Origin of the sequence: Mycobacterium sp. shizuoka-1 (assembly GCF_002723835.1) — a bacterium.
Taxonomy (GTDB): Bacteria; Actinomycetota; Actinomycetes; order Mycobacteriales; family Mycobacteriaceae; genus Mycobacterium.
On sequence record NZ_BEWG01000045.1, the window covers coordinates 13,559 to 36,990 of the forward strand.

The window sequence follows — 23,432 nt, forward strand, 5'->3', positions numbered from 1 at the left end:
TTAAGAACTGTGATCGGCAGAATGGTCAGTGTCGCCGCGGTACTCATTCACGTCGACGACGACCCTGACCGACATCCCGGCAGCTTCCAGCTCGCCGGCCAGTCGCGCCGCACACACCGCGTGAACCAGACACGGATACGGAACACCATCGCGCCGGGTCCGCGCCCTCGGGTATTCCCGCTCGAACAGATCCTGATCGTCGAGCATCACGATCTCACGTACCGAGTCGCTGTCGACCCATTCCAGCTCTGTGGCGGTAGAGGCGATGAAGTCGTCGATGGCCTGCAACTCAGCGATCAGACCAGCCTGGGGCGGCTTGGCCCCTCTTTCGGCGTTGTAGTAGGACTTCTCACCGATCCTGAACAGGGTTGACGCTTGATTCTTGCCCAGACCTACTGCCAGACGCCGAGCCGCCAGGTCAAAGCGCCGCGCCCCGCGGTGCACCTCGACGTCCCGGCCGGCGCGGCTAAGAGCGCCGGCAGCCCGGCCCACCGCGACATGCTGAAGAACGAGCGGGTAAGGATCTCGGTGAAGCGTTGTCACCGCATCGGGGCGACCGTCTATGAAGGCAGCGTGCTCGGTTGCGGCTTGCAACACTACGGCGCCGGCGACGGGGGCCGCTGCGACCAGCGTGGCAGCTTCACAGGCAACGAACGCCTCCATCTTGATCAGCTCACCGACCAGGTGCGGGCCGACCTCGCGCGCCCCGCTCTCGCGAGAGCGGTACTTGCCCGGCTCAATCCGCAGCAAGGCTGACAGATCGTTGGCGGACAGACCCAGGGCAGTCCGACGCGCCACCAGGTCCGACCACAAGTACGGTGCCACTTCGATACTGATATTGGCCCCTTGTTCGATGAAGGCTGTCAGCAACGGATCTGCCAATCCCACGCTCATGGTCCGGTCTCCCTCTATGGAGCGCTGGGCCTCGCCCCTGATGGGCCTGCCCCCTCCTTTCAGGGTACCCCTGCCCGTCTCTGATCTCGGCTGGACGCCCCAGCTTGGCTCGACTTCCGCCACCGGTCACTTCGAACGGGCCGCGCAACGCCCTGGTCAGCCGCCACGAGCCACGATGAGGAACGAAGCGGAGTTGGACACCGGAGCGCCGCCGTCGGGCGGGGCCACGGTGACGGTGACCTGGTAGGAGCCTGGCTCCATGATTTCCACGCGGCTGTTTGGGCTCCCCGAACAGTCGCTGCTGCGCCGAAACTGCGGGAACCCAGATGCCGAAGAGACGATTTCGGCGCTCACGGTGCAGTCCCCGCTGCCGACCTTTCCGCCGGGTCCTTGCGACGTCCAATCGAAGGTCATTAGCGGCGGGTTGATGCTGGACGGGTACGACGGCAACTCATAGGTGTTCTGGCCGATCTTGGTGAGGATTCCGTTGCCTATCCGCGGAACCACGCTCACCGACAGTATGGCCGGCTGCGCCGCCGCCGGTGGCGGCGCGACCGGTGACGGCGCGGCAACGGTGGGGAGATCCCCGCCGCTGCCGCTTCCGGGACTCGGGTTGGAGGGAAGACCTGTATCGGGGATGCTGACGCTGCCATCGGCCGAGGTGGCGGGCGGCCGCGATACCATCGAGGTAGGCGGCGGAGTCAACATGACTGTGCTGCTCGGCATCGAACCGCCACCGCTGACCTCGGGAGGAGCTTGGCAAGCCTTCAGCGCGGCCGGGATTCCGACCACAGCCGCGACAGCTGCGATGACGGTCGCAACGACGCCGGTCCTACTCCAGTTTTGATCAGTCCCCCCACCCATGCCAGGATCCTGCCACAGGCCCCGGGAGCCGGCGGCCGCAAGCCCTCATCGAGCGAGACGCATGAGCCGCGCACGGCGACGGCGCAGCACGCATGCCGGCCGCGGACTCAGCGTCGCTGCGCATTCACCGATCCGAGGGCGGTTTCACTCCTCCTCATTTCCAAGCGGCAGCTATCGGCCCGCATTGGTCTAGCCAGCGTCGAGTAGCAGACTCATCACTTTGGCGCTGTTCTTTATGATGTGGTGGCTCAGGGGTAAGAACGGGAATCCTGAGCTAAGCAAGTACAGCTGCAGTGATGCCATTCCGTATTTCGAAGCCTTCGCGCGCCAGTTCGCGATCAGCTCCATCATGTTGGGATTGTTGCCCCACGTCGCCCCGGCATCGGCCATCCCTTCCAGAAGTTGGAGGTCGGATATCGGCACGATGCCCGGCGCGTACACCTGCGGGGAGAGGTGTTTGAAGACCTTGTGACCGCGCACATTGATGTCGAACTGGGTGAGAAGTCCGTTGACGACGCCGGCGTCAGGCACGACGACGAGTGGGACGTACATCGTCGTCGTGCCGACCTTCTCGTTGCCCCAGCCGCCATGTGTCCTCACGAGGTCGATGGTCGAGAGCAGCTGCCCGAACTTCCCCTCGCTCGCGTCGGCGAAGATCTGCTCGATCTCATCGCTGTACTCATCCCAGGTCGCCAACCCCTGCGCCGCCTTGTCTTTCACCGCGTGATTCGTCGCATCGATCACGACGCAGTGCTCGTTGCCGAAGATCATCCAGTCACATACTGACGGCGTGTCTTTCGTTGTCCACGCGGCCTGCATCTCGTGTTCATCGACGATCGTGGTCAGATGAGGACACTTGTCGAAGATCCGGTGCAAGATCCCCCCGACGAAGACCTCAAACGCGTCACAAATGGCTGTCTTGAACCGATTTCTAAGGCTTGCGGTGCTGAAGCTGGCCCACGCTTCAAAGTAGAGCTGCGATCCGCACAGTCGGTCGATCACCCATTGACGGCGCAGCAGAACGAAGGTGTCGTCGTTCACGGCCAGGAACGGAAATCTGGTGAGCGTGTAGCGCTGGTTGCCGATTGCACCCCTTCTGCGATCCCCTTTCAGCTCGTCTCTGTACGGCTCCAACGACCTCGCCATGGTGGCGAATAGCAGGTCAATTGCGCTGGCCGCGGCACCATCGGCGAGCAGCTCCTGGCGCGTGAACCGCACCTGTGCGGTACCGCTGTTACGCTCGATGATTCGGGCGCCCAGGCGCATCACTTCAAGCAGTTCGACACCGGTCGCGATCTTGAAGGCCTCTGCTGGGGTTTCCCCCAAGCCCTTGGTGTTTGATCTCGGCGCCCACTCGGTGAACCACAAGTCGTAGGTGTTGGACAACGCTATTTCGTACTTGAGTGGCTGATTGAATAGCGAGGAGGCAATCTCCTTTTGGATGTGCGGCCGCGCGAACTCATGGGTCTCTTCGAGACCCATTTTCGGCAATTTCCTTTGCAGCCTCGCGATTTCCTCGTCAGTGGGTACGTCACCTGCGAACTCCGGGTCAGATTCCTGTTCGGAGAGAATCGACAACAGGAGGTGCACCAAACTGTTTCGATCAATGGGCGGTGCTGCCGGATCCGGCGATGCGCACTCAATGATCTCGCGCTGCAGCTGAGCGGTCGCCCGAGGGGCGACAAGACGGTCGTTATAGATGATCGCGCGATTGAGGGCTGCCTCGCACACGCCGCCACTGCCCCCGCCGGCAAGGAAGTCGCGCTCAACGACGTCAACGCGCTGCGTAGTGGTATAGGCCAAGTCCCACTGCCCCTGGAGACGGGAGACAGTTTCGAGCACGTCGTAGAGACCGACGCCGGCAAGCACAGCGCACCTCTCATCGACGCTCAGCGGCGTGCATCCCACACGTCCGGCGACCATCAGCTGGCCCTGTGCGCCCAGGACGCCCATCAGCTGCGAAATCGGGTCGCCGTTGCCCCCGCCGCTGCCACCCGGTGGAGTCGCCCAAGGCGGTATCGAGCCGGCGCGACCTGCCCCACCCGCCGTGGTGCTCAGGCTCCCCTTGCTGCCGTCGCGCTCGCGCTTCGCGGCGCGCTCTCGCCGGATTCTCGCCCCTTTGCCCATACGCCCTCCCTTAGCAGGGAATACACGATATTGCTGACATCGGCGCAGCGCTGTGATTCAGTGGACACACCCACATGACCTGGGGGTTTGGATGGGGGAAGATCCGCGCGACGACGCAACTGCACCGAGCGGTCAGCCCGCGCCACACGAGGGCCACGTCGAAAATGACGCTATGCAGTCCGGGGAACAGTCGGCTGCCGCCGATTCGGTAACAGAAACACCACCCGAGTACGGCGGCGCTGCGGACGCCGGAACCCCCCGCGGCCGCCACATCATCGATACGTTCCGCCCCATCATGGCGTTGGCTCGCAAATCCACAATTACGCTTGTCATATTGATTCTCGTGCCCATTTTCACAGCATTTGTCGGCGGCGTTCTCGGCGGCATTATTGTATGGCGCTTCACCTACAGCCAGGAACGGGCCGACCAGGCCCAAGACGAGACGGACAAACGCGAGCAGGCTGCTGAACAGGAAAGAATTCGGGAAAGCAATCCGCTGGACATCCGCGTCTCCAGCCCTCTTGTGAACATTCCCGGAATGTATGAATTCGCCCTCGTTGTCACCGACCCAGACCGGTTAGAACTCGGTCCGGAACCGCCGCTCGACCAGAGCTGTCCGCAGCTCTGGTCGAAGGGGACCCAGGCTGGCGGAAAACCGCCGACGTGGAACCGCTACAACGTGACCGTCAGTGGAAACGTACCCAGTACCGTGGCAATTGTCGGGCTACGCGCGACGATCACGAAACGCGCGGATCCCGAGAACGGGGCGCTGCTCATGTGCATGCCCATCCAGATGGGCACCGGCGCCCAGCAGGGCCCGAAACTAACGTTCGATCTGACAAGTTCAGACCAGGCCGAGGCGGTGGTCACCACAGGAACTGGCGGCCCCGCCCAGCAATTTCATGACGGCTTTCAACTCCACGTCCCGCAGAACGATGCCACCAACTTCACCATAGAGGCGCGACTACCCGACGCCAGTGTTGAGTGGCATGTCGAAGCAGACATCGTTTTCGGCGACACGGCTCGGACGATAGTCATTAATGACACCGCAAATAAAACTGATTTCAGCAGTCCGGGCCTACTCCCCACAGGGAACTACGAGGAACTGATCCTTGGCTGGGGCGGAGTGATTCCGGGTACATGGTCACGTGGCAACAGCGTGGCCGAATTGGAATCCCTTCTCGGACGGGAGGTTGTGCTCCCGAACCCGGCAACCGATCCTGAGGTGTTCGCGCCGCCCCAACCGGGAAGCCAGACCACCAATCCGCCGGGGTAGTCGCACCATCAGCTTCGACGAGGGCAGCACAAGCGCCCGGTTGCCGCTCCTGATGCAGCCGCGAACCACCCACCAAACGATGATCAGGGGTGGCGGCGACCGCGGGTCGGTCGGCGTCGGCGCCGTGGCTACACCCATTCACGCAGCCGCGGTAGGGCCATGGCCAGCCGGTCGAACAGTTCGGGCCATCCTTTTTGCAGCCAGGCGATGTGGCCGTTGGACAGCTGGGAGGCGTCGATGATCGAGTCGACCCGGATCCGGTCTACCGGGGCGCCGAGGGCGGAGAGTTTGCTGTAAAGAGGGTTGGGGGCGATCCCGCGGCCGGCGAGGTATTCGAAGACGTGGCTGGGTTGCCAGTCCCAGATCGGCCCAAGGGTGACTGTTCCGTCCTTTCGGCGCACCTCACCCCCCTGCTCGGCGCGGATCTTTTCCCGCGATCGCGCGGTCCGGGATGCGGTGTACGCGGCGAGCTGGCTGCTGTAGAGGGTGCGCCGCGCCGGCGATTCTTGTGCGCGCACACCCCACATCGAGCCTTGACCGAAGTGTTGGTGAGCGAGTGCGGCAGGTCGGGCGATCATCACTTCCGCCAGCGGACCGCCCAGCCCACGGTCTGGGGCCTGGTGGTCGAACCCGCCGCCGGCGATCAGAAGGGTCAACAGATCCGGCTCGGCCGGGATCACATGGAGGTTCAGCTTCCATGTGTCAGCGAGATCTCCGATATAGCTGAGGGTTTCGGGGAACTGCAGACCGCTGTCGTAGAACACGACCGGGACATTGGGGTCGACCCGACGCGCCAGGTCGACCACCACGGTGGAGTCCTTGCCTCCACTCCAGGCGACAAATCCGTCGTAGGTTTCGAGGTGCTCGGCGATGCGTTCGAGTAGCTGCGGGATCCGGCCGGGCCCGCGCCGGCGGGCCGCGATGCGCCGCAGCTGCTCCAGGTCGAGCGGGTCAGTGCTCACGCACGCCGCTCCTGGCTGGCCGCGCGACGTGTCGCAGGCGCGGTCGGGGACTGCTCAGCCAGCTCGATGTGGGTGCCGCGGGGAAACAATGCCCGCAGGTAGTTCTCCACCAGCGTGGCTGCCCCGCTGCCGTCGTGTCGCGATTCGGCTGCCACGGTGCCATCCCAGTACACCCACTGACCACCGCGTTTGAACCCGAACGGGGCCAAGGTGTCCTCGTTGATGTGGCGGCGCACGAAACTGCGGGCGGCACCAGTGACAAAAGACCAATTCTCGCCGGCGAAGGTGACGCTGCCGTCCTCATCGGCCACGTCAGCCAGTGAGCTCGGCAAAACGACCCGCGCCAGACAGCTCTCCTGGGGTAGCCGCCGGCCGCGGCCTCGCGCAGCCCGGTAGTGGCCGTTGCGGCCTGCCTTGTTGGGACCGATCTCGGATCGATTGGGGTGCACCAACCACTGCTCGGCCATCACCGCTCCCTCAGTTGAATAACGATCCGTTCACCGAAACCCCCTGTTTCGCCCGCCTTTTCGTAGGGCGCGTACTCGACTGAGGCCACTTCGAACTGCATACCCCGCGGCAGCAGGTGGGTGGTGTCCTCGACACTGTCGGATCGACCGAAGTACATACCACGACTGGTCACCATCTCGAACACCAGATGTCGGTCACTGTCATGTCCGGGCGTCTCGTGCAGGTTGTGCCTTGTCACCGTGAACTGGTCAAAGTCAACGACTGAGCCGCGGCGCAGGTTCGCCGGCACGTCACGCAGCCGTCGCACATCAGGGTGAGTATCGGGAAGCTGCACGGCCACATACACGCGGTGACTTCGGTCATTCTCCCGTTCGTAGGCCTGGACCAACCGATCTAAACGCTGTACCACGACACGATCGGCGTCATCGAGACGCTGCACATCACCGGCGGCCAGATGCAGCGCCCGATTCACGCGCCGCCACTGCGCGGGGTCTTCCTCGCTCAGCAAGGTACGGACCGCGCGATGCTGTGAGGCCGGCGCACGATCGAGGACCCGGTTCTTCACCACCGAGCGCAGCTTGCGCTGCCGGCCACTGAGGGCTTCACGAAACTCGTCGAGTGCGGGAAGCTCCGCGCGCAGCCGATCGGATTCGACTGAACTGACATCGCGCGGTGTCGCCCGGTCACGATCCCGCGCCGCACGGGTCTGCGAGGAGTCGCCATCACGGGCCTCGTCGATAATCCGGTTTGCCAACCGCAGAAAGTCGCGATCGCTCATTACATCGGCAGCCACTTCCCGGGCAGCCTTGATCTCGCGCTCGGAGACGGTGCCGCCTTCGATGTCAACGACCAACGGCTCACGGTTGGGTCGAGCGGTCTTGGCGCCCACGAGCTCAGAACCACCGCCGGCCAGGCCGGCTACCGGGAGACCGCCCGCTCGATGACACGCTCACACAGCAAGTCTAGAAATCCGAGGCAAGAGGACCATGCAGGTCGCCGGGGAGGGGCGGCCCCCAGCGTGTCTCTGCACCCAGGGGCCGCCGGGAGACGATCACTCCCAATCCCAGTGTGCGTTTAGTGCCCGCCACGCTAGCAGCACAACGACGATCACCCGGCCAGGAGCCGTACCCTGGGGCGGCGATGCTCTCCGACCCCGCTGCGGCCGCCTGGATCGCCGCCGGCCGCCCCGCCGGCGACATCCCGACATCCCAGGACGCCCCATGCGGGCGGTGCGGAGACCCGTGCCCCACAGTGCCCAGCTCGCGCGTCGTGCGAGAGAAATTCACCGACCTCGACAGCTGGCCCTACGGAACACGCCGACTCTGCCCCGCCTGCGCCTGGATCTACACCCGGCCACCCACCACCCAGAACAGCCTCCACATCGCGACCGCCACTGCCCCGGGCACCGTCTATGAGCATCCACAGCCGCACACCCTCGCCGGCCTGCTCACAGCCCCCGACGGCCTCCCCCACACCGACGCCGTCATCGTGGTCGTCGCCAAACGCCGCCACCTGCTACCGACCGCGCAATGGGCGCACCTGGCCACCGACGGCCTGGTCCTTCGATGGGACCACGCCTACGCCGCCCGATTGGCCGAGCTGTGCTGGCTACGCAGCACCCTCGGCGCCACCTGGCCGCAGCTGACACGTCCAGCACCACCAACCCACCTCCTCAAGTCTCAACCAGCCGACACCTGGACGAAAATCTTGACCGCATGGGAACGGCTCCAGCCGTGGCGAAGCACCCCACCACTGTGGGCCGCCGCGCGCGTCCTGACCAGGACACCACCAGAGTCACCTTCACCGCCGCGACCCTGACCACCGGCTACTGTGACGCCCATGCCGGAGGCCCAAACACCCACCCGCACCTGGCAAGCACTCGCCCCCGAGCTACCGCCGTTGCCCGGACCCGCCGACACTGCCGAACGCCTACTACTGCTGCTGCACTACGGAATCGACTGGGACACCAGCTGGGTAGCCGAACCCCGCCACCGCAAGACCTACTGGGATGAGGCCCTGCCCGGACGTGTACGCCGTGCCGCCTACCGCGCCGACACCCTCGACCGGTGGTGGTCAGACGTCTGCGGAACACTGGGCGCGCCCGCCCCACGCCAGCGCGATCGCCGCCTGGAACTGGCGACGCTACTCTGCCAACCCTCGATCCCCGTGATCGATGAGCTGCGCCACAAACTGCCCGCCCGCATCCTGCGCGTCCGGATCATCGCCGAGGCCGTCGCCGAGAAACGCAACGCGGACCGCCCATGACGGCACTGAGCACCATCCGCTGGGACATCGACATCGTGGCGCTGTCGTCCATCGTTCACCGCGAGGACTACAGCTCGGTGGGAACCGACAACTTCGCACTGTTCCGACGCGAGAAGATCCTCTCCGCTGACGGCACCATGACTGAGGTCCCCATCGTGTCGGGGTCCAGCTTCCGAGGAGTCCTGCGCCGCATCGGCGAACAACACACCGCCGCGATCCTCGACTACGAGAGCACCCTTCCCGTCCCGGCGGCCCACCTGCTCACCAACGGCGGCCGCCTCGCCAAATCCGCCCGACCCCTGACAGACGAAAGCGAACGCCAACTGAAAACCTTGCTCCCGCTCATCGCCGTCTTCGGTGGCGCCGCATCAGGGCGCATCATGTCCGGGCTGCTCACCGTCGGCAAGGTCCTGCCCGAGATCGCCGAGCTCGCCCACATCCTGCCGCGGCCCCCACACAGCGACCCAGCGCCACCGGCGGTGCTCAGCGTCGCCGAAGAGCCCTTCACCCACCTCGCCGACCACCGCCCCAACACCCACCAACCTCCCACCCAGGACACCGACGAGACCAGCCCTCTGGGCCGCTACTACGTCGAGACCCTGCCCGCCGGCACACGCCTGCAGAGCTGGATTCAGCTCACCAACGCCACCGACAACGAGATCAGCTTCCTGTCCACCGTCCTAGACACCTTCACCACCCGCGGACACCTCGGCGGCCGCATCGCCAGCGGCCACGGCCAGATCCGCGCCACAGCCACACCCACCACGTTGCGCGGCGCCGTCCCCGACCCCCTGCCCGACTGGACCGACGAGCTACGCACGCACCGCGATCAAGCCATCAGCGCCCTCACGGCCTTGACTTAACACCGATGCGTCCCCTGCTGATCACCGCAACGACCCCGCACGGCGTCGTCCTCGCACGCCCATGGGGCATCGCACTCGACGGCCTGCTCGCCTCGGTGCTGTGGCACCGGCGCAAAGCCGACGCCCGATGCGCCGGCCAGCAGCTGACCTACCACCCCGACGCTGCACCGGCCGACGTCGAGCTTCCGCTGGCACGATGTGGAACACCCGGCCAAGAAGCCGACTGGCACTGGATGGCCACATTCTGCGACCTACACCCCCGCCAACCCGCGGAGCCCGATATCCGTTGGCGCACAATGCGCACTGACAGATCCCGCCTCCAGCACCTCGCGCCCACCATCGGATCCCAAGCCGTCTCCGACAGCGCTGGCCGATACCAGCGGCGCGTCATCCCCGTGATGGCCCATCCTGCGTCCACGCTGACGTGGCGTGCTGTCGGCGACCCCGATGCGATCGCCGACCTGACCGCAGACCTCACCTCGATTGGCAAACACCGCGCCGTTGGCGAAGGTTTCGTCTCACGCTGGGAGATCAGCCACCTCGACGATGTCACCGAGTGGGAAGCCGGCCACCAGCACGAGCCTGGCGTCCTTGGCCGAACATGCCCACCGCGGTGCGTCAACGACGCCACTCTGACCGGATCCTTGGGTACCGCCGCAGTCAGACCCCCATACATCCATCCGGGAAACCGAACCACCGCCTACTATCCAGCGCGGTAGACAGGCAGACCGGCCCGCCACGCATCAACACACACCGCGCCGAGGTTCCGCCCCCGGCCCGGACCTCCGGGATTGCCTGGCCTGACCATGATTGGCGATCCAGCGGCGAACCTGCCGCGCTCATACCCCGGTCGCACGGTGACAACGCACGAAGGCAGATCTTGCAGAACGTGCGAGCCACGGCGCGCGCTCGTAGGTGTCGTACCCTGCGACAACCACGAGAACCGACGCCGGCATAGTTTCCGCTGCGCCGGTAACACGTTGCGGTTGCGTCCAGCAGAGTGGTGTACGAGTCGGACCTGATCAGCGGTACCGGCGTGTCGTAGCCGAAGGATTGAAGGTCATCGCGTGATTCTTCGAGAGACCGACCAAAGTCACTCGAGCACTACCTCGCCGACCTGAGCGAGTTGAGCATCGAACGCCGCCGCAGCCACATCGGCACGCTCAACGGGCTGTTCACCGCGATCCGCCAGCACCACTGGCACTCGGGCCTGGCCGCCACGGTCACCTTCTACAACGAGGACTACCCGCACCGCGCCGAGTTGCTGCCCCGGGCACTGGCCGAGCAGGTCATGACCCAGCTCGAACACCCGGCCAACCTCGACCGGTTCGACAACCGCACCTACCGGCTGATCACCATCGTGCTCATGCGCAGCGGATTGCGGGTCACCGACGCGCTGCGGCTGCGCGCCGACTGCATCACCACCGACGCCGAAGGCGCCCCCTACCTGCGCTACTTCAATCACAAGATGCGCCGCGACGCCCTGGTCCCCATCGACGCCGAGCTGGTCGACCAGATCAACGAACACCGCCGCCGCACCCTCGACCGCTGGCCGGGCGGGCCACTCGCCGACGCCGCCTGGGCCAAACAACGCCTGGCACAGGCAACCCAGGCCCTGCCCACCGGCTACTGCGGCGGGCTGCCGCTGCTCGCAGGACACCGAACATGCGCTCTGACAACAGCATTCACCTCGTCACCGCCGCCCGCCAACGCCACGAACTCGCCCGCGCAAAAGCCCTGGCCGCCCTGCACGAGCTCGACGCACCCGCCAGCCCATCACTTTCAGCACCGTCGCCGACGCCGCAGGCGTCTCCCGTTCCTGGCTCTACGCTCAGACCGACGTCAAAGACGAGATCCGGCGCCTGCGCGCCCGCAACCAGCCCCGGCCGACCCCAACGATTCCGTCCCGGCAACAGTCCAGCGACCAATCCCTGCGCCAGCGCCTCGACATCGCGCTACGCCGCAACCGCGAACTCACCGACGAAAACCAGCGGCTACGCCGCCAACTCGCTGTCGTTCTCGGCCAGAACCGAACCGCGACACCCCACCCCCCACCACATCGCAATCGGATAACGATCGGCCCATGCTGAACCGCCAGCGCACCCACCCTCACGACCGTCATCGACACCGTCCACAACACGAAACACCAGCTCAGACGACCGCACCTGCACCGGACTCCAGATAACGCAAGAGCGGCTCAACAACGAAATCCGCGGAACTTCACGCCACCGGATATGACCGTATGAACCCCGGCATCGAAGTCGACTCACCAGGCGGACCCACCATGGAAGTGATCGATCCGTTCTCCAACACGATTCGGTTCTGCCAGACCACCGCATAGAACGCGGTCACCGGGTGGTCTTTGACCGCCCGGTGACCGATTGCCGTTGTCTCGTTTCTAAAGAATCGAGACCGATCACTTCCTGTCTCAAGTGGCGGGGCCTGGTGCCTCCATCTCGGCGTGCGGGTTGCGTGGGGTGGGCCGGTCGATCTGCTCACGCAGGATGTCTCCGTGTCCGGCGTGGCGCGCGAATTCTTGAATCATGGCCAGCAGCGTCCACCGCATGCTGACGGTTCCTTCTCGCGGGTTGTCCTTGGTGTCGTCGAGGTCGAAGCCGGCCGCGATCTCACGCGACTTTTGGCTGGCGCGCTGAAACTCGGCGATGACGTCAGCGAGCGACTCGTCGTCGGTCACGGTGAAGGTGCCTTCGTCACGGCGTGAGTAACCATCGCATTCGGATTCCTCAAGTCCCGCCCAGAACCGCTGAAACCAAATCCTCTCTGCGCCAGCGGCATGCTTGATCAGTGAGATGGGCGTCGTCAGCGATGCAACAAGTCGGCGTCGGGCTTGGGCTTCGGTGAGACCACGGACGGTCTCGATGAGCGCTTCGCGGTTGTGGTCAAGCAGATTCTCGATGATCAATCGCTCGGTACCATTACGTATTTGGTTGTCCGGCATGGCATTTACTCTCTTTCTCTTTGGTTGGGGTTTGGTCACAAGGCGGTGGTAGATGCACACTCAAGTAGTGAGTGGTTTTGAGCGCTTACTTGCCGCGGCGCGGGCCGTGGTCGCTCCGCGGCAGTTAACGGAGTCCGCTGTGTGCGGCACTGTCGGCGCCGCGATAGAGACGGCTACCGGCGATGTGTTCGTGGGTGTCTGCGTGGACACCGCGTCATCGCTGGGGTTTTGCGCTGAGCATTCAGCCGCGGCCGCGATGCTTACCGCAGGTCAAAGCGAGATCGTCCGAATGGTGGCAGTGGACCGCCACGGCGCGGTACTTGCTCCCTGCGGGCGCTGCCGGGAATTCATCATCCAGCTCGATGAGGCCAACGTAGACACCCTCGTGATGACCGACTTAGACAGCTCGATCGCGCTGCGCGAGCTGCTGCCGTTCAGATGATCGTACGGTAGTCGGCCCCGCTAACTCGACTCTCAAAGCCCGTAGCTTCCGCAGGCGTTTGAGGTCGTCTCGTTTCTAGAGAAACGAGGTCGATCAGTTCCTGTCTCACCAAGAGAGATGTGCGGGCAGGGCGCTAGAAACGTTTGCGCGATACGGATTTACGTGGTGGCTGATTTGCTATCGCCGTCGGCTACCTCGGGATTGAGGATGTAGAGCCCGGCAATCGTTCGATCGTCGCGGAAGGTGATGCGAGCGACGAAATCGCCGGCCTCGAAGGCCAATGGCGTGTTGGTGACGGTGAAGTCGCCAGCGCGCACGGCCTCCGTGTCTCCGTATTTTTCGTATGCGCCGGCCATCCCCGCGAGGCAGGCCCACGCCTCGGCGAGTCCCGCTTCCGTGAGACCCGCGCGCATCGTCTCATCGAAGCGCTCAGTGATATCGGCCCACCGGGCGTGAGCGTGATCATCGATGACTGCCCGGGCTAGCTCAATGGCTTCAGGAAGCGGACTGGTATCCATGACTTCTCCGTTTCGAGGATCGATGGGCTTGCCGTATTTCTGGAAAGCGGCCTGGCGTGAAACGCCAAGCACTTGGCCGATTTCCTGCCATGTCCGGCCCGCCTCTCGTGCCTGTCGTACAGCCGCAGCCATCAATGCCTCGGCTCCGCCCCGGATTTGGTGCGCTGCACGCACCAGATCAATCGGATCGCTGTCGCTATTGAAAACCGGGGCGGCAAGGATCTGGCCGAGTTGGCGATGAAGCTGTTGGCCAGCCAGCATGAACGAACCTGACATACGTCAATACATTATTGACGTTCGTAGATTTGTCAACTTTAGATTGACAAGAACTCTCAGCGACCACCGATCTGAACAGATGTTTGCTGGCCCAGAAGCCTGTCACGTTTGTAGAGATTTGAGGTCGATCACATCCCGTCTCGGTTCTTCACGGCTGCGGTGCATTGGGCCGCCGGTAGCGTGGTCGGTTGTGTCTGAGGACCGACCGTTTCCCGAATCGCAGGTGTATAACCATGGGCTTCTCGACGTGGGGGACTGCAACCTTGTGTACTGGGAGACCAGGGGCAACCCCAATGGTCGACCGGCGCTGGTCGTGCACGGCGGACCGGGATCGGGTAGGCCGCGTGGCGCCCACAAGGGGTTCGATCCCGAGGGATTTCAGATCGTGCTGTTTGATCAGCGCGGATGCGGTGACAGCAAGCCCCACGCCAGTAACCCGGCGACCGACATGGCGCACAACACCACCGAACACTTGCTCGCCGACATGGAAACCTTGCGTGAGCACCTTGGTATCGACCGGTGGCTGCTCTACGGAGGCTCCTGGGCGTCGACGCTGATCCTGGCCTACGCCCAACGCCACCCCGATCGGGTGATCGGAATCGTCCTGGTCGGAGTGACCATGACCCGATCTCAGGAGATCGACTGGCTCTATGGCGGACTGCGTCTGCTCTTCCCCGTCGAATGGGAACGGTTTCGCGCGGGGGCACCCGAGCGCGACCGCGACGGGAACCTCGTCGAGGCCTACCGGCAGCTGATGGAGAACACGAACGTCGCCGTGCGGGAGCAGGCTGCACACAACTGGTGCGCATGGGAAGACGCCGTCATTGCCCACGAAAGCTTGGGCAGTCCCGGTCAGTACGGTGCGAAACCGGACGTAGCGAAGCTGGCGTTCGTGCGAATTTGCACGCACTACTTTGCCCATCGCGCGTGGCTTGATGACGGTCAGTTACTGCGAGACGCCCACCGCCTGAAAGGAATCCCCGGAGTCTTGATCCACGGGCGTCTCGACCTGTCAGGCCCGCTGCTCACCGCATGGGAACTCGCTCAGGCGTGGCCGGACGCCGACCTAAGGATCATCGAGGACTCCGGTCACACCGGCAGCCCTGCCATGGGAGCCGCAGTCATCGACGCCATCGCCAGGTTTCACCCGCTGCGTTCAGTTCTAGAGAATTGATGTCGATCAGATTCTGGCTCGGGTCACGGTGCCCCAGTACACGCCTATGCCCTGTCATCAATCAGGGATTGAATCCGTTGCTGGCAGTCAGTAACGTCACTGTATGGGTTCGATGCGACCCGCCGCCCGCGCCAAAAAATTGGTGAGGTGAACGCATCCGGCTCGGTCACCACCACACTCGTCTACGAGCACACGGTGCCTGGACAATCAGCAACGCGGGCACTGATCGCACACCGGCATCGGAAACGTAGGTGAAGTGATGGATCTGACCCTTGACGACGCCAAGCGCGCCGCACGCATACTCCGGGACCAACTACCCGCCGCCAATCTGACGCACTCCAAGGCTTTGGAAATCGTGGCCCAGCAGCTCGGTTTCCGGGACTGGAACACCGCAGCTGCGGGGCTCCCAACCCGCCAGGGCATGAGCGCACCCGTGCCCGTCCTCCGTAGCCTCGATGAAACCCGGGCACGCGAGTTCTACATCGACTACCTGCATTTCACCATCGAATGGGAACACCGCTTCGAGTACGCGCAATCAATCCTCTACATGCGGCTGCGCCGCGACCGGTTCGTACTCGACCTCTCTGAACACCACGGCGACGGCACCCCGGGCTCGACCGTATGGGTACCAATCAGTGACGTCGCGGCGCTACACAAAGAACTCCACGCCACCGGATATGACCGCATGAACCCCGGCATCGAAGCCGACTCACCAGGCGGACCCACCATGGAAGTCATCGACCCGTTCTCCAACACGATCCGGTTCTGCCAGACCACCGCATAGAACGCGGTCACCGGGTGGTCTCTGACTGTTGGCCGTCTTTCGGGATGACGACCATGGGGTAGTGGATCGTCGTTGAGGTTGCCGATCTGGAGGCCCGGATTGTTGCGGAGTTGCTGGTGTTGGTGTGCACCGTCAGGGTGAGGACGTACTGATGGGTCGCGCGGCACCCCGCTGAAGTCTTGGCGGGCTCGCAGGGTGCCGCGCTGTAGTGCACGGAGGCACTCATGGTGACGGTAGAGGCTGATCTCGTTCACGTCGAGTCCCGGCTGGCGTCCGGGCAGATGGACTGCCCGTCCTGCCCCGACGGCGTATTGGCCTGCTGGGGTTTCGCCCGTGTCCGCCGTGTCCACGGCGTCACCGGCCCGGTGCGTCCGCGGCGGGCTCGATGCCGGTCATGCCGAGTCACACACGTGTTGCTGCCAGTGATGGCACTGTTGCGCAGGGGGTATGGCGCACAGACTATTTGGAACGCGCTGGTCTTGCGGTCCCGTGGTTGGGGGCATCGCCGAATCGCAGAGAACCTGGGGGTGCCGGCGAGCACGGTGCGGGGATGGCTGCGCCGGGTGACCGGGCGTGTCGAGTCGATGCGGGCGTGGTTCCTCCAGGTCGCGGTGGGCACCGGGATCGACGTGGCAATCCCAGATGGGTCTGGCTGCGGCTGGAGTGACCTGGTGGCCGCGATCGCCACCGCCGCCGCGGCGATCGGTGCGCGGTTCGGCCCGGCTGGGGTGCTGGGCGTGATGACGCCACCGCTGGTGATGGTGGCGGTCAGCGGCGGCAGGTTGTTGGCGCCGTGCTGGCCGCCGGCTGCCCGGCGCATCTGAGCAACACCAGTTGCCCCTGACGTGGGGCTCACGTGATCGGTGATCCTCGCCAAGGCACCTGCCCGACAATCGGTTTCGGGCCGGGCCGTCAACAGTGTGAGGAGAACGTGGCGGTGTCGTTGGAGGACCACAAACGTCGGGAACGGGCCCAGGCGATCGGGCTGTTTCGGTATCAGCTGATCTGCCCCGCCCTCGAGCAAGGGCTGTCGACCAAGCAGCGCGGGAAACTGGTCCGCGAGATCGCTGATCGCCGGCATATCGATCCGTTCGGCGCCCAGGTGCAGGTGGCGCGGGCGACGCTGGACCGTTGGATCCGCCGCTACCGGACGGGCGGGTTCGAAGCGCTGGTGCCTGAGCCGCGGCGGCTGGGCACCCGCACCGACACCCAGGTGTTGGAGCTGGCGGTCTCACTGAAGCGGGAGAACCCGGCCCGCACCGTGGCTCAGGTGGCCCGGATCCTGCGGACCGCGACGGGGTGGGCGCCCTCGGAGTCGACGCTGCTGCGCCACTTCCACCGGTGTGAGTTGATGGGCCCGACCGCCGGTCAGCCAGGCGAGGTGTTCGGCCGATTCGAAGCCGCTGATCCCAACGAACTGTGGGTCGGCGATGCCCTGCACGGCCCGCGGGTCGGAGACCGCAAAACCTACTTGTTCGCCTTCCTCGACGACCACTCTCGGCTGGTGGTCGGGCACCGCTTCGGGTTCGCTGAAGACACTGTGCGCCTGGCCGCCGCCCTGAAGCCGGCGTTGGCGGCCCGCGGCGTTCCCGCCTCGATCTATGTCGACAACGGTTCAGCCTTTGTGGATGCGTGGCTGTTGCGGGCATGCGCGAAACTCGGGATCCGATTGGTGCATTCAGCACCCGGGCGCCCGCAGGGCCGCGGCAAGATCGAGCGGTTCTTCCGCACCGTGCGCGACCAGTTCCTCGTTGAAGTCACCGACACCAGCGCCGAGGACCTTACCGCCGCGGGGGTGGACCACCGTGGGGCTCTGTTGGAGCTCAACCGACTGTTCATGGCCTGGACCGAAACCGAGTATCACCGCCGCACCCACTCCGAAACTGGACAGTCCCCGCTGGATCGGTGGGAGGACGGCTGGGACCGCCTCGGCGGGTCGCCGGCATTGCCGACCGCGGCGGATCTGACCGAGGCGTTCTTGTGGTCGGAGTTTCGGGTGGTCACCAAGACCGCCACGGTCTCGCTGCATTCCAACACCTACCGAGTTGATCCCGCCTTGGCCGGGCGCAGGGTGGAGCTGGTGTTCAGTCCCTTCGATCTGGAGTCCATCGAGGTCCGCTACCGCGACCAGAGTTTCGGTGCCGCGGTCGCTCACACCATCACCCGCCACGCCCACCCGAAAGCCCGACCTGAAACCCGTGACGATCCGACACCGGCGACGGGGATTGACTACCTTGCGCTGACCGCCGCGGCCCATCATGAGCAGCTGCGCCATGACGAACGTATCGGCTACCACGCCCTCTACGGAGCGGACGGTCAGACCACGATCGGCACAGCTGAACAAGACGGTCAGATTCCCGGCCAGCTCTCCATCACCGACCTCGGCTCCGACAGCGCTGCCCATGAAGATGGGATGTCGGCATGAGTATTGAACGGCTGCAGTCACATTGGGGGTTCAGTCGGATGCCGTTCGGGCGCAACCTGGCTCCGTCGATGCTGCACCGCCACCCCGGCCACAGTGAAGCCATCGCCCGGATCAGCTGGTGTGTCAATCAGTGCGCCATCGGGGTCATCACCGGCGAAGTCGGCGCCGGCAAGACGGTGGCCATCCGCGCCGCCGCCACCGCCCTGGACCCGGCTCGCCACGTCATCATCTACCTGGCCAACCCCACCATCGGCGTTCGCGGCATGCTCACCCACATCGTGGCCGCCCTTGGGCACACCCCGGTCTTTCACACCGCCCGCCTCGCTCCTCAGGCCGCCGAGGCCCTGGCCGCTGAACACGCCGAACGGGGCCGCAACCCAGTGCTGGTGGTCGATGAAGCACACCTGCTCGACAACCATCAACTCGAAGCGATCCGACTTCTCACTAACCACGACATGGACTCCGGATCCCCGTTCGCGGTCGTGCTGGTCGGCCAACCGACCCTGCGGCATCGGCTGCGCCTGGGTGTCTTGGCCGCCCTGGATCAGCGCATCGCGGTGCGCTACGCCCTGCCTGGGATGAGCCCGGCCGACACCGCTGACTACATCAGCCACCACACCAAGATCGCCGGCCGCTCCGACACCCTGTTCGCCGACGACGCCGTCACACTGATTCACAACGCCTCGCGCGGGCACCCCCGCGCGGTCAACAACCTCGCCTTGCACGCGTTGACGGCCGCGTTCGCTGCCGGTCATTCCATCGTCGGGGAGAAAGCTGCCCGCATCGCGATCAGCGAAACAGCTTCAGACTGAACGAAACTCCCACCACCACGACCACAACTGCATCACCGCGGCGACGATTCCGTCACCGAGACCACCACGGCCCCGCTCACCACACCGAGCGGGGCCGTTCTCATCACAGCATCATCACCACCATCGGTGACGCCGACATGGTCACCGTCGACGACGCACAACACCGTCGGCAGCCAGCACGAATGTCCGGACAGACTCCACATCCACAGATCCACCCTAGATGTACAACTTGTGGTTGTAGCTCGCCGCCTGACGAGTTGTTTGAACTCAGCTGTTGGTTTGAGTTCTGCTCAATGCTCACACCTAGAGGTTGTTCATTCGAGAGGACGATGATGGACTTTGCGCAGACGGTGCAGCGTGCAATCCGGCTCACCGCGGAACTAAGTACGCTCGAATACGCAGATCAGAAGGCCATCCGCCAGGGCTGGAGCAGGCTCACGGGACAAACTGTCGATGAGAAGTTCCATCTCATCCCGCCGGTCTACTCAGACCACGGAATCAACATCCGCGTCGGCAGGAATGTGTTCGTCAACCAGAATTGCCGTTTCAACGACATCGGCGGGATCGATATCGGAGATGACGTCATGCTCGGCCCGAACGTCAGTCTCATCACCTCGGGGCACCCGCTAGACCCCACTGAGAGACGAGTCGGGATCACTTCCGCGCCAATCGCTATCGGACGGAACGTGTGGGTTGGTACGTCCGCGCTGGTCATGCAAGGTGTGACCGTGGGCGATGATGCCATTGTTGGAGCCGGCGCCGTCGTCACCCGCAACGTTCCCCCGCGGACACTGGTCGCCGGCGTACCGGCAACCGTCGTCAAAACACTCGATTGCCCCCGCTGATGGCGAAACAAGACCGCAGCGCGCCTTCGTCCCCCTTCCGGGGGATCGATTGTGCGATATCTACACAAGATTGACCAGTCTCAGACGTAGAGATAGCGAGTGTCTCGAATCTTCGATGTCGGCAAACAACGAGACGGTACGCAGCGGCAATGCCGTCGGTTACATGTGCAACAAGCAAGACCCGATTCTCATCCGGGCTTACACATGTATTCATCGTCTAGAACTGCTCAAAGAGCCTTATCTTCAAGGTTCGTTACGGATAAGCGATCAATAGGTCTGGCCACGGTGTCTCGACGAGGAACGTAGCGGCCTGCATCGCCGCGTTGTCTCGGGCTGCAGCGTCTGCGTGCTCGGCGGCTTCGATCTCGCCGAACAGGTCGAGCTGGACAACGGTCACGACGGGCTCGCTAGCCTCGGCCGGCGGCGACGTCGTAGGAGCCGTCGTCGGTGTAGTCGGTGGTGTCCAGATCCCACGCTTGGTCGTTGACGAGGTCGATCACGTGGTCGTGTTCGCAGTCGGGACAGCGGAACGCGGCGAGGTGGGCCACGAGGTGCCGTCCATTGGACAGCTGGGCCCGGCGAATCGCGCGGACCATGCCTGGTTCGGTCCAGACCCTGCCGAGATTCATGTGGGGATCTTGGTGGCTTCCGCAGCGCACGCATTTGGGGCGTCGTGGCGGAGGCGGGCAGATGATGATGTCGGCGGTGTCCGACCAGCTGCCCCATTCGACGGGCAGGCCGTCCCATCGTGGCGGCAAGTCATGCTGGCGCGGCCACAGGTCAAGCTCCACAGCGCAACCTCCCGGCCAGTTGCAGGTCGTCTGCGGCGTCGATGTCGCGTGGGTGCGTGGTCGGGGGTGCGCCGCTGGCGGGCTGCTGGGGCCGGGGCCTGTTCATGCCCGGGCCCCGCCTTCGGCGCCGTCGAGGAGTCGTCGGGCCGCCTCGATGATGGATCTCACGGTGCTGTGGTGCAATTCGGTCTGGCGGGCGATCACGGTGAAAGGGACCTTTTGGTCCCACAGTTCGAGGACCTGCGCCGTCTGGTCTACGGACTTCTGTGTCGCCCCGTCTCGGACGAGGGATGCGGCAACTTGCATCCACCCGGTCGATACCTCAGGCGCCGCAGCGGCCGCGCTGGGCCCAGTTGTGGGCTCGACCGTGTCGATGGCCGCGCCGGCGCGACGGTCCGCCTGCGGTCCGGGCGCGGCGGCGGCACGGATCGGGTCGGAGGGTGGCTCGACGACGGGTTCTTCGAGGTCGAGCACGGGGATTCTTCGCTGCTTTCTGACGGGGGCGGGGCTCAAGACACCCACTCTGACGGGGGTGTCTTGAGCCTCCGCGATGGGCGCCTCCGCGGTGGGGGTGTCCACGGAGGCGTCGGCGGCCGGGGCGCGTCGTGAAACGAAGGCTGAGATGCGCAGCATGGTAGCGGCTCCGTGCACGGTGGCCAGAAGACTCAGCGGAGCGACCGCGGCGATGCAGGCGGCCAACCAGGGCCACAGTGCTGTGTCGGGCGGGAGGTAGCCGTGCAGGGCGTTGCCGCCGATGCTGATGATCGCCGAGATTGCCAGCACTGCCCAGAAGTAGCGGCGGTGGGCGCGGCTACCGACGCCAGCCGGGCCTAGGACGATGACGGCGACGGTGGCCAGAACGATGGTGAGGTCGACGATGACGGGCCACAGTTTGGCCAGCTCGGCCGGATATCCGGAACGTTGCGCGAGATCGGCCAGAGAGGCGAAGCTGAGCACGAAGCTCGCGGCCGCGACGACTGCGGTGATCAGGACTGCAACGATGCACGCGACGCGCACTGCGGTTGGTGAGATTCGCAGCTCCCGCTCGGGTGCACCAGGGCCCGGCTCCGCGGTGCCACATCCTTGGGCGGCCACCGGAATGCCTTTGGCAGCTGCCTCTTTCGCGTTGTGGCCGTTGCGGCGGTCTTCCATGATTACTAACCGTTGTCGGTGGCCACCCTGTTTTCAAGACCACCTGCCGCAGGTGAGGTGGATGGCCCGATGGTGAGGACGTTCGTCCTCGGCGGGATCTGGGACCCAGCGTTGCCGACGTTGGTGATGCCGCCGCGCAAGGGTCAGTTGTCTCGTCGATGCCTGACGTCTCGGCGGGGTTTAAGCACGGCAGGACGTGTTAAGACTCTAGTCTATGACAGCACAGTTGACCATTTGGATATCGCGTCAGTGAACCTATCTAGTTATGACCGCCAATCGGACCCGCGTATGACCAGGCGGGTGCTGCGTGGGTTCAATGCACAGCGGTTCGCCGAAGTGAGGCGGGACCGCCAGTTCACCGTGTCTGATCTCGCGCGCCTCGCCGACGTCGGCCAGTCGACTGTCCATTCCTGGGAAGCAGGCCGCGGCACGCCTCAGGTCGACCTCCTGGCTCGTGTCATGGCCATTCTCGATGCCCCGATTGAGCTGGTCGTGACCGTACCGGTCGATGAGCGTTTTCCCGGTGATTGGCGCGTCATCCGCGGACTCACTCAACCGCAACTCGCCGCCGCGGCCGGTATCGCCACCACCACGCTACGAGGGATCGAGCGCGCCGACATTGGACTCACCGAAGCCACCGCGACCAAGTTGGCGGAGCTGCTAGGCGTATCCACGGAGGACTACCAGCAGGCCTACCAGCGGGCCCGTAAACGCCCTCCCGGAACCACCGCCTGACCAGGCCGCAACCAGCGTCGACACTTCGTTCACTTCGCTGGCGGGACCAAAGGCGATAGCCACACCCGTCACTCGATGTCGCGGGCCTGGCGCCGGAATTCGTCGTAGGCGCGGATCGTGGCCTTAGGAAGCCGGCCCCGCTCGGGAACCTCGTGGCCGTGGTCGCGGGCCCATTGGCGAATCAGAGTGGAATCCGACCTTCCGCGGGGGGTGGCGCGTTCCTTGGCCGAGCCGCCGACGCGCCGGCCCCTCCGCATATAGGGCTTCAGGGCTTCACGCAGGGGCCGGTCGTCGATCAGGTCGATCTCGTAGTCCACGCCGTCCAGGCCGAAGTGGATGGTCCTGGCCCCGGGCTCGTCAGTGATGTCGTCGACGAGTTCGACCGTTACCTTCTTGGCCATTCGTGGATGCCCCTTATCGTCGCGGTTCTGGCGGGGGTGGCGCACCGCCTGGTCCCTGACGACGCGGCGATGGCGGCGGAGGCGGGGGCGGTGGTGCCGGTTTGTCGTCGCTGCGATGCCGCCCTGGCGAGGATCCTCGCGGCGGGGATCCGACCGGTCGAAGGTGCCGCACTGGTGGCGGGGGCTGCGCTCCAGGCCCTTGGCCGTTGCCCCGACGCGCAGGAGGCGGGGGCGGGGGCGGCGGCGGTTTGCGACGCGGCGCCGTATCACCGCCCGGTACCGCGGCGGTCGGCCGATTCTGTTCGGTCTCACCACCGCGCTGGTAGCGCACACCGGGTAGGTCTGGGCCGGCGGTTGCGGCCGCATGGTCGGTGGCGGCCGGTGCGCTCGTGTCGGCGG

Annotated in this window: 28 protein-coding genes and 1 pseudogene; 15 read left to right on the top strand and 14 right to left on the bottom strand. The window is 64.9% G+C overall.

The features are described from left to right. The 3 genes from MSZK_RS14235 to MSZK_RS14250 form a co-directional block, all read right to left on the bottom strand. Positions 1 to 894, bottom strand: a complete 894-nt coding sequence (locus MSZK_RS14235) for a hypothetical protein (protein ID WP_011896158.1) — start codon at positions 892 to 894, stop codon at positions 1 to 3. Between the two features lie 156 nt (positions 895 to 1,050). Next, positions 1,051 to 1,602, bottom strand: coding sequence for a hypothetical protein (locus MSZK_RS32045; protein WP_142389927.1), 552 nt, complete (start codon positions 1,600 to 1,602; stop codon positions 1,051 to 1,053). Between the two features lie 345 nt (positions 1,603 to 1,947). Then, entirely contained in the window at positions 1,948 to 3,885 is a 1,938-nt protein-coding gene (locus tag MSZK_RS14250) for a hypothetical protein (protein WP_011896160.1), read from the bottom strand. A gap of 172 nt (positions 3,886 to 4,057) precedes the next feature. Here MSZK_RS14250 and MSZK_RS14255 point away from each other — a divergent pair, with 172 nt between their 5' ends. Beyond that, positions 4,058 to 5,161, top strand: coding sequence for a hypothetical protein (locus MSZK_RS14255; protein WP_041801100.1), 1,104 nt, complete (start codon positions 4,058 to 4,060; stop codon positions 5,159 to 5,161). A 128-nt stretch (positions 5,162 to 5,289) separates the two neighbouring features. Here the strand turns inward: MSZK_RS14255 and MSZK_RS14260 are convergent, their stop codons facing one another. The 3 genes from MSZK_RS14260 to MSZK_RS14270 are packed head-to-tail and all read right to left on the bottom strand — an operon-like array spanning position 5,290 to position 7,480. Next, complete coding sequence (locus MSZK_RS14260) at positions 5,290 to 6,123, bottom strand: phosphoadenosine phosphosulfate reductase family protein (protein ID WP_011896162.1); 834 nt, start codon at positions 6,121 to 6,123, stop codon at positions 5,290 to 5,292. Next, positions 6,120 to 6,590 carry a hypothetical protein gene (locus tag MSZK_RS14265; protein ID WP_011896163.1) on the bottom strand — a complete coding sequence of 157 codons (471 nt, stop codon included), beginning with the start codon at positions 6,588 to 6,590 and terminating at the stop codon, positions 6,120 to 6,122. Before MSZK_RS14265 ends, MSZK_RS14260 begins: the two co-directional genes overlap by 4 nt. Then, positions 6,590 to 7,480, bottom strand: a complete 891-nt coding sequence (locus MSZK_RS14270) for a hypothetical protein (RefSeq protein ID WP_011896164.1) — start codon at positions 7,478 to 7,480, stop codon at positions 6,590 to 6,592. The genes MSZK_RS14265 and MSZK_RS14270 overlap by 1 nt, the downstream gene beginning before the upstream one ends. Before the next feature lie 251 nt (positions 7,481 to 7,731). On the opposite strand from MSZK_RS14270, the gene MSZK_RS14275 reads away from it, so the two are divergent. From MSZK_RS14275 to MSZK_RS14290, 4 genes are read left to right on the top strand one after another with little or no spacing between them, the layout of a single operon-like run. Continuing rightward, on the top strand, positions 7,732 to 8,409 hold the full coding sequence (locus MSZK_RS14275; protein ID WP_011896165.1) for a hypothetical protein: 678 nt from the start codon (positions 7,732 to 7,734) through the stop codon (positions 8,407 to 8,409). A 21-nt stretch (positions 8,410 to 8,430) separates the two neighbouring features. Continuing rightward, on the top strand, positions 8,431 to 8,856 hold the full coding sequence (locus MSZK_RS14280) for a hypothetical protein (RefSeq protein ID WP_011896166.1): 426 nt from the start codon (positions 8,431 to 8,433) through the stop codon (positions 8,854 to 8,856). Further along, on the top strand, positions 8,853 to 9,719 hold the full coding sequence (locus tag MSZK_RS14285; protein ID WP_011896167.1) for an RAMP superfamily CRISPR-associated protein: 867 nt from the start codon (positions 8,853 to 8,855) through the stop codon (positions 9,717 to 9,719). Before MSZK_RS14280 ends, MSZK_RS14285 begins: the two co-directional genes overlap by 4 nt. Before the next feature lie 5 nt (positions 9,720 to 9,724). Next, complete coding sequence (locus MSZK_RS14290; protein WP_011896168.1) at positions 9,725 to 10,438, top strand: hypothetical protein; 714 nt, start codon at positions 9,725 to 9,727, stop codon at positions 10,436 to 10,438. 374 nt (positions 10,439 to 10,812) lie between these two features. Here MSZK_RS14290 and MSZK_RS32350 read toward each other — a convergent pair whose 3' ends face one another. Then, positions 10,813 to 11,247: a hypothetical protein gene (locus MSZK_RS32350; RefSeq protein WP_158022119.1), complete on the bottom strand. Its 435-nt coding sequence runs from the start codon at positions 11,245 to 11,247 to the stop codon at positions 10,813 to 10,815. Positions 11,248 to 11,494: 247 nt separating this feature from the next. Between MSZK_RS32350 and MSZK_RS32990 the strand changes: the two genes are divergently transcribed. Together MSZK_RS32990 and MSZK_RS32995 are read left to right on the top strand one after the other, a co-directional pair. Beyond that, complete coding sequence (locus tag MSZK_RS32990; RefSeq protein ID WP_233211310.1) at positions 11,495 to 11,809, top strand: DUF6262 family protein; 315 nt, start codon at positions 11,495 to 11,497, stop codon at positions 11,807 to 11,809. A gap of 134 nt (positions 11,810 to 11,943) precedes the next feature. Beyond that, positions 11,944 to 12,060: pseudogene (locus MSZK_RS32995) on the top strand (glyoxalase superfamily protein); the annotation flags it as partial. An 87-nt stretch (positions 12,061 to 12,147) separates the two neighbouring features. On the opposite strand, the gene MSZK_RS14310 reads toward MSZK_RS32995, so the two are convergent. Further along, entirely contained in the window at positions 12,148 to 12,678 is a 531-nt protein-coding gene (locus tag MSZK_RS14310) for a DinB family protein (RefSeq protein WP_011896170.1), read from the bottom strand. Between the two features lie 67 nt (positions 12,679 to 12,745). On the opposite strand from MSZK_RS14310, the gene MSZK_RS14315 reads away from it, so the two are divergent. Next, positions 12,746 to 13,120: a cytidine deaminase gene (locus MSZK_RS14315; protein ID WP_199203337.1), complete on the top strand. Its 375-nt coding sequence runs from the start codon at positions 12,746 to 12,748 to the stop codon at positions 13,118 to 13,120. A 158-nt stretch (positions 13,121 to 13,278) separates the two neighbouring features. On the opposite strand, the gene MSZK_RS14320 is transcribed toward MSZK_RS14315, so the two are convergent. Next, entirely contained in the window at positions 13,279 to 13,914 is a 636-nt protein-coding gene (locus tag MSZK_RS14320) for a DUF3887 domain-containing protein (protein WP_099248875.1), read from the bottom strand. A gap of 190 nt (positions 13,915 to 14,104) precedes the next feature. On the opposite strand from MSZK_RS14320, the gene pip reads away from it, so the two are divergent. The 5 genes from pip (at position 14,105) to MSZK_RS14345 (ending at position 19,109) form a co-directional block, all read left to right on the top strand. Then, entirely contained in the window at positions 14,105 to 15,088 is a 984-nt protein-coding gene (pip, locus tag MSZK_RS14325) for a prolyl aminopeptidase (protein ID WP_011896175.1), read from the top strand. 259 nt (positions 15,089 to 15,347) lie between these two features. Next, the gene (locus tag MSZK_RS14330) at positions 15,348 to 15,872 is read left to right on the top strand and encodes a glyoxalase superfamily protein (protein WP_011896176.1); all 525 of its coding nucleotides are present in this window, start codon (positions 15,348 to 15,350) and stop codon (positions 15,870 to 15,872) included. A 224-nt stretch (positions 15,873 to 16,096) separates the two neighbouring features. Beyond that, on the top strand, positions 16,097 to 16,696 hold the full coding sequence (locus tag MSZK_RS14335; protein WP_099248877.1) for a helix-turn-helix domain-containing protein: 600 nt from the start codon (positions 16,097 to 16,099) through the stop codon (positions 16,694 to 16,696). Between the two features lie 107 nt (positions 16,697 to 16,803). Beyond that, positions 16,804 to 18,297 (top strand): DDE-type integrase/transposase/recombinase, encoded by a 1,494-nt coding sequence (locus MSZK_RS14340; RefSeq protein WP_233211306.1) that lies wholly within the window; start codon positions 16,804 to 16,806, stop codon positions 18,295 to 18,297. Then, entirely contained in the window at positions 18,294 to 19,109 is an 816-nt protein-coding gene (locus tag MSZK_RS14345) for an ExeA family protein (protein ID WP_011896180.1), read from the top strand. The genes MSZK_RS14340 and MSZK_RS14345 overlap by 4 nt, the downstream gene beginning before the upstream one ends. A 32-nt stretch (positions 19,110 to 19,141) precedes the next feature. Here MSZK_RS14345 and MSZK_RS32355 read toward each other — a convergent pair whose 3' ends face one another. Further along, complete coding sequence (locus tag MSZK_RS32355; RefSeq protein ID WP_158230581.1) at positions 19,142 to 19,312, bottom strand: hypothetical protein; 171 nt, start codon at positions 19,310 to 19,312, stop codon at positions 19,142 to 19,144. 129 nt (positions 19,313 to 19,441) lie between these two features. On the opposite strand from MSZK_RS32355, the gene MSZK_RS14355 reads away from it, so the two are divergent. Beyond that, positions 19,442 to 19,954 carry a DapH/DapD/GlmU-related protein gene (locus tag MSZK_RS14355; protein ID WP_049777528.1) on the top strand — a complete coding sequence of 171 codons (513 nt, stop codon included), beginning with the start codon at positions 19,442 to 19,444 and terminating at the stop codon, positions 19,952 to 19,954. A gap of 253 nt (positions 19,955 to 20,207) precedes the next feature. On the opposite strand, the gene MSZK_RS32360 is transcribed toward MSZK_RS14355, so the two are convergent. From MSZK_RS32360 to MSZK_RS14365, 3 genes are all read right to left on the bottom strand, one after another. Continuing rightward, entirely contained in the window at positions 20,208 to 20,351 is a 144-nt protein-coding gene (locus MSZK_RS32360; RefSeq protein WP_158022120.1) for a hypothetical protein, read from the bottom strand. 10 nt (positions 20,352 to 20,361) lie between these two features. Continuing rightward, positions 20,362 to 20,583, bottom strand: a complete 222-nt coding sequence (locus tag MSZK_RS33000; protein WP_233211307.1) for a hypothetical protein — start codon at positions 20,581 to 20,583, stop codon at positions 20,362 to 20,364. A 264-nt stretch (positions 20,584 to 20,847) separates the two neighbouring features. Continuing rightward, positions 20,848 to 21,897 (bottom strand): DUF2637 domain-containing protein, encoded by a 1,050-nt coding sequence (locus MSZK_RS14365; RefSeq protein WP_011896183.1) that lies wholly within the window; start codon positions 21,895 to 21,897, stop codon positions 20,848 to 20,850. A 288-nt stretch (positions 21,898 to 22,185) separates the two neighbouring features. On the opposite strand from MSZK_RS14365, the gene MSZK_RS14370 reads away from it, so the two are divergent. Then, the gene (locus tag MSZK_RS14370; protein WP_041801107.1) at positions 22,186 to 22,632 is read left to right on the top strand and encodes a helix-turn-helix transcriptional regulator; all 447 of its coding nucleotides are present in this window, start codon (positions 22,186 to 22,188) and stop codon (positions 22,630 to 22,632) included. A gap of 68 nt (positions 22,633 to 22,700) precedes the next feature. On the opposite strand, the gene MSZK_RS14375 is transcribed toward MSZK_RS14370, so the two are convergent. Then, complete coding sequence (locus MSZK_RS14375) at positions 22,701 to 23,033, bottom strand: Lsr2 family protein (RefSeq protein ID WP_011896185.1); 333 nt, start codon at positions 23,031 to 23,033, stop codon at positions 22,701 to 22,703. Positions 23,034 to 23,432: the final 399 nt, after the last annotated feature.

Bases quoted from the DNA above. Each gene is read 5' to 3' on its own strand.
- MSZK_RS14235 (WP_011896158.1), bottom strand. From the start codon at position 894: ATGAGCGTGGGATTGGCAGATCCGTTGCTGACAGCCTTCATCGAACAA.
- MSZK_RS32045 (WP_142389927.1), bottom strand. From the start codon at position 1,602: ATGTTGACTCCGCCGCCTACCTCGATGGTATCGCGGCCGCCCGCCACC.
- MSZK_RS14250 (WP_011896160.1), bottom strand. From the start codon at position 3,885: ATGGGCAAAGGGGCGAGAATCCGGCGAGAGCGCGCCGCGAAGCGCGAG.
- MSZK_RS14255 (WP_041801100.1), top strand. From the start codon at position 4,058: ATGCAGTCCGGGGAACAGTCGGCTGCCGCCGATTCGGTAACAGAAACA.
- MSZK_RS14265 (WP_011896163.1), bottom strand. From the start codon at position 6,590: ATGGCCGAGCAGTGGTTGGTGCACCCCAATCGATCCGAGATCGGTCCC.
- MSZK_RS14275 (WP_011896165.1), top strand. From the start codon at position 7,732: ATGCTCTCCGACCCCGCTGCGGCCGCCTGGATCGCCGCCGGCCGCCCC.
- MSZK_RS14280 (WP_011896166.1), top strand. From the start codon at position 8,431: ATGCCGGAGGCCCAAACACCCACCCGCACCTGGCAAGCACTCGCCCCC.
- MSZK_RS14285 (WP_011896167.1), top strand. From the start codon at position 8,853: ATGACGGCACTGAGCACCATCCGCTGGGACATCGACATCGTGGCGCTG.
- MSZK_RS14290 (WP_011896168.1), top strand. From the start codon at position 9,725: ATGCGTCCCCTGCTGATCACCGCAACGACCCCGCACGGCGTCGTCCTC.
- MSZK_RS14310 (WP_011896170.1), bottom strand. From the start codon at position 12,678: ATGCCGGACAACCAAATACGTAATGGTACCGAGCGATTGATCATCGAG.
- MSZK_RS14320 (WP_099248875.1), bottom strand. From the start codon at position 13,914: ATGTCAGGTTCGTTCATGCTGGCTGGCCAACAGCTTCATCGCCAACTC.
- MSZK_RS14330 (WP_011896176.1), top strand. From the start codon at position 15,348: ATGGATCTGACCCTTGACGACGCCAAGCGCGCCGCACGCATACTCCGG.
- MSZK_RS14335 (WP_099248877.1), top strand. From the start codon at position 16,097: ATGGTGACGGTAGAGGCTGATCTCGTTCACGTCGAGTCCCGGCTGGCG.
- MSZK_RS14345 (WP_011896180.1), top strand. From the start codon at position 18,294: ATGAGTATTGAACGGCTGCAGTCACATTGGGGGTTCAGTCGGATGCCG.
- MSZK_RS32355 (WP_158230581.1), bottom strand. From the start codon at position 19,312: ATGTGGAGTCTGTCCGGACATTCGTGCTGGCTGCCGACGGTGTTGTGC.
- MSZK_RS14355 (WP_049777528.1), top strand. From the start codon at position 19,442: ATGGACTTTGCGCAGACGGTGCAGCGTGCAATCCGGCTCACCGCGGAA.
- MSZK_RS33000 (WP_233211307.1), bottom strand. From the start codon at position 20,583: ATGAATCTCGGCAGGGTCTGGACCGAACCAGGCATGGTCCGCGCGATT.
- MSZK_RS14365 (WP_011896183.1), bottom strand. From the start codon at position 21,897: ATGGAAGACCGCCGCAACGGCCACAACGCGAAAGAGGCAGCTGCCAAA.
- MSZK_RS14370 (WP_041801107.1), top strand. From the start codon at position 22,186: ATGACCAGGCGGGTGCTGCGTGGGTTCAATGCACAGCGGTTCGCCGAA.
- MSZK_RS14375 (WP_011896185.1), bottom strand. From the start codon at position 23,033: ATGGCCAAGAAGGTAACGGTCGAACTCGTCGACGACATCACTGACGAG.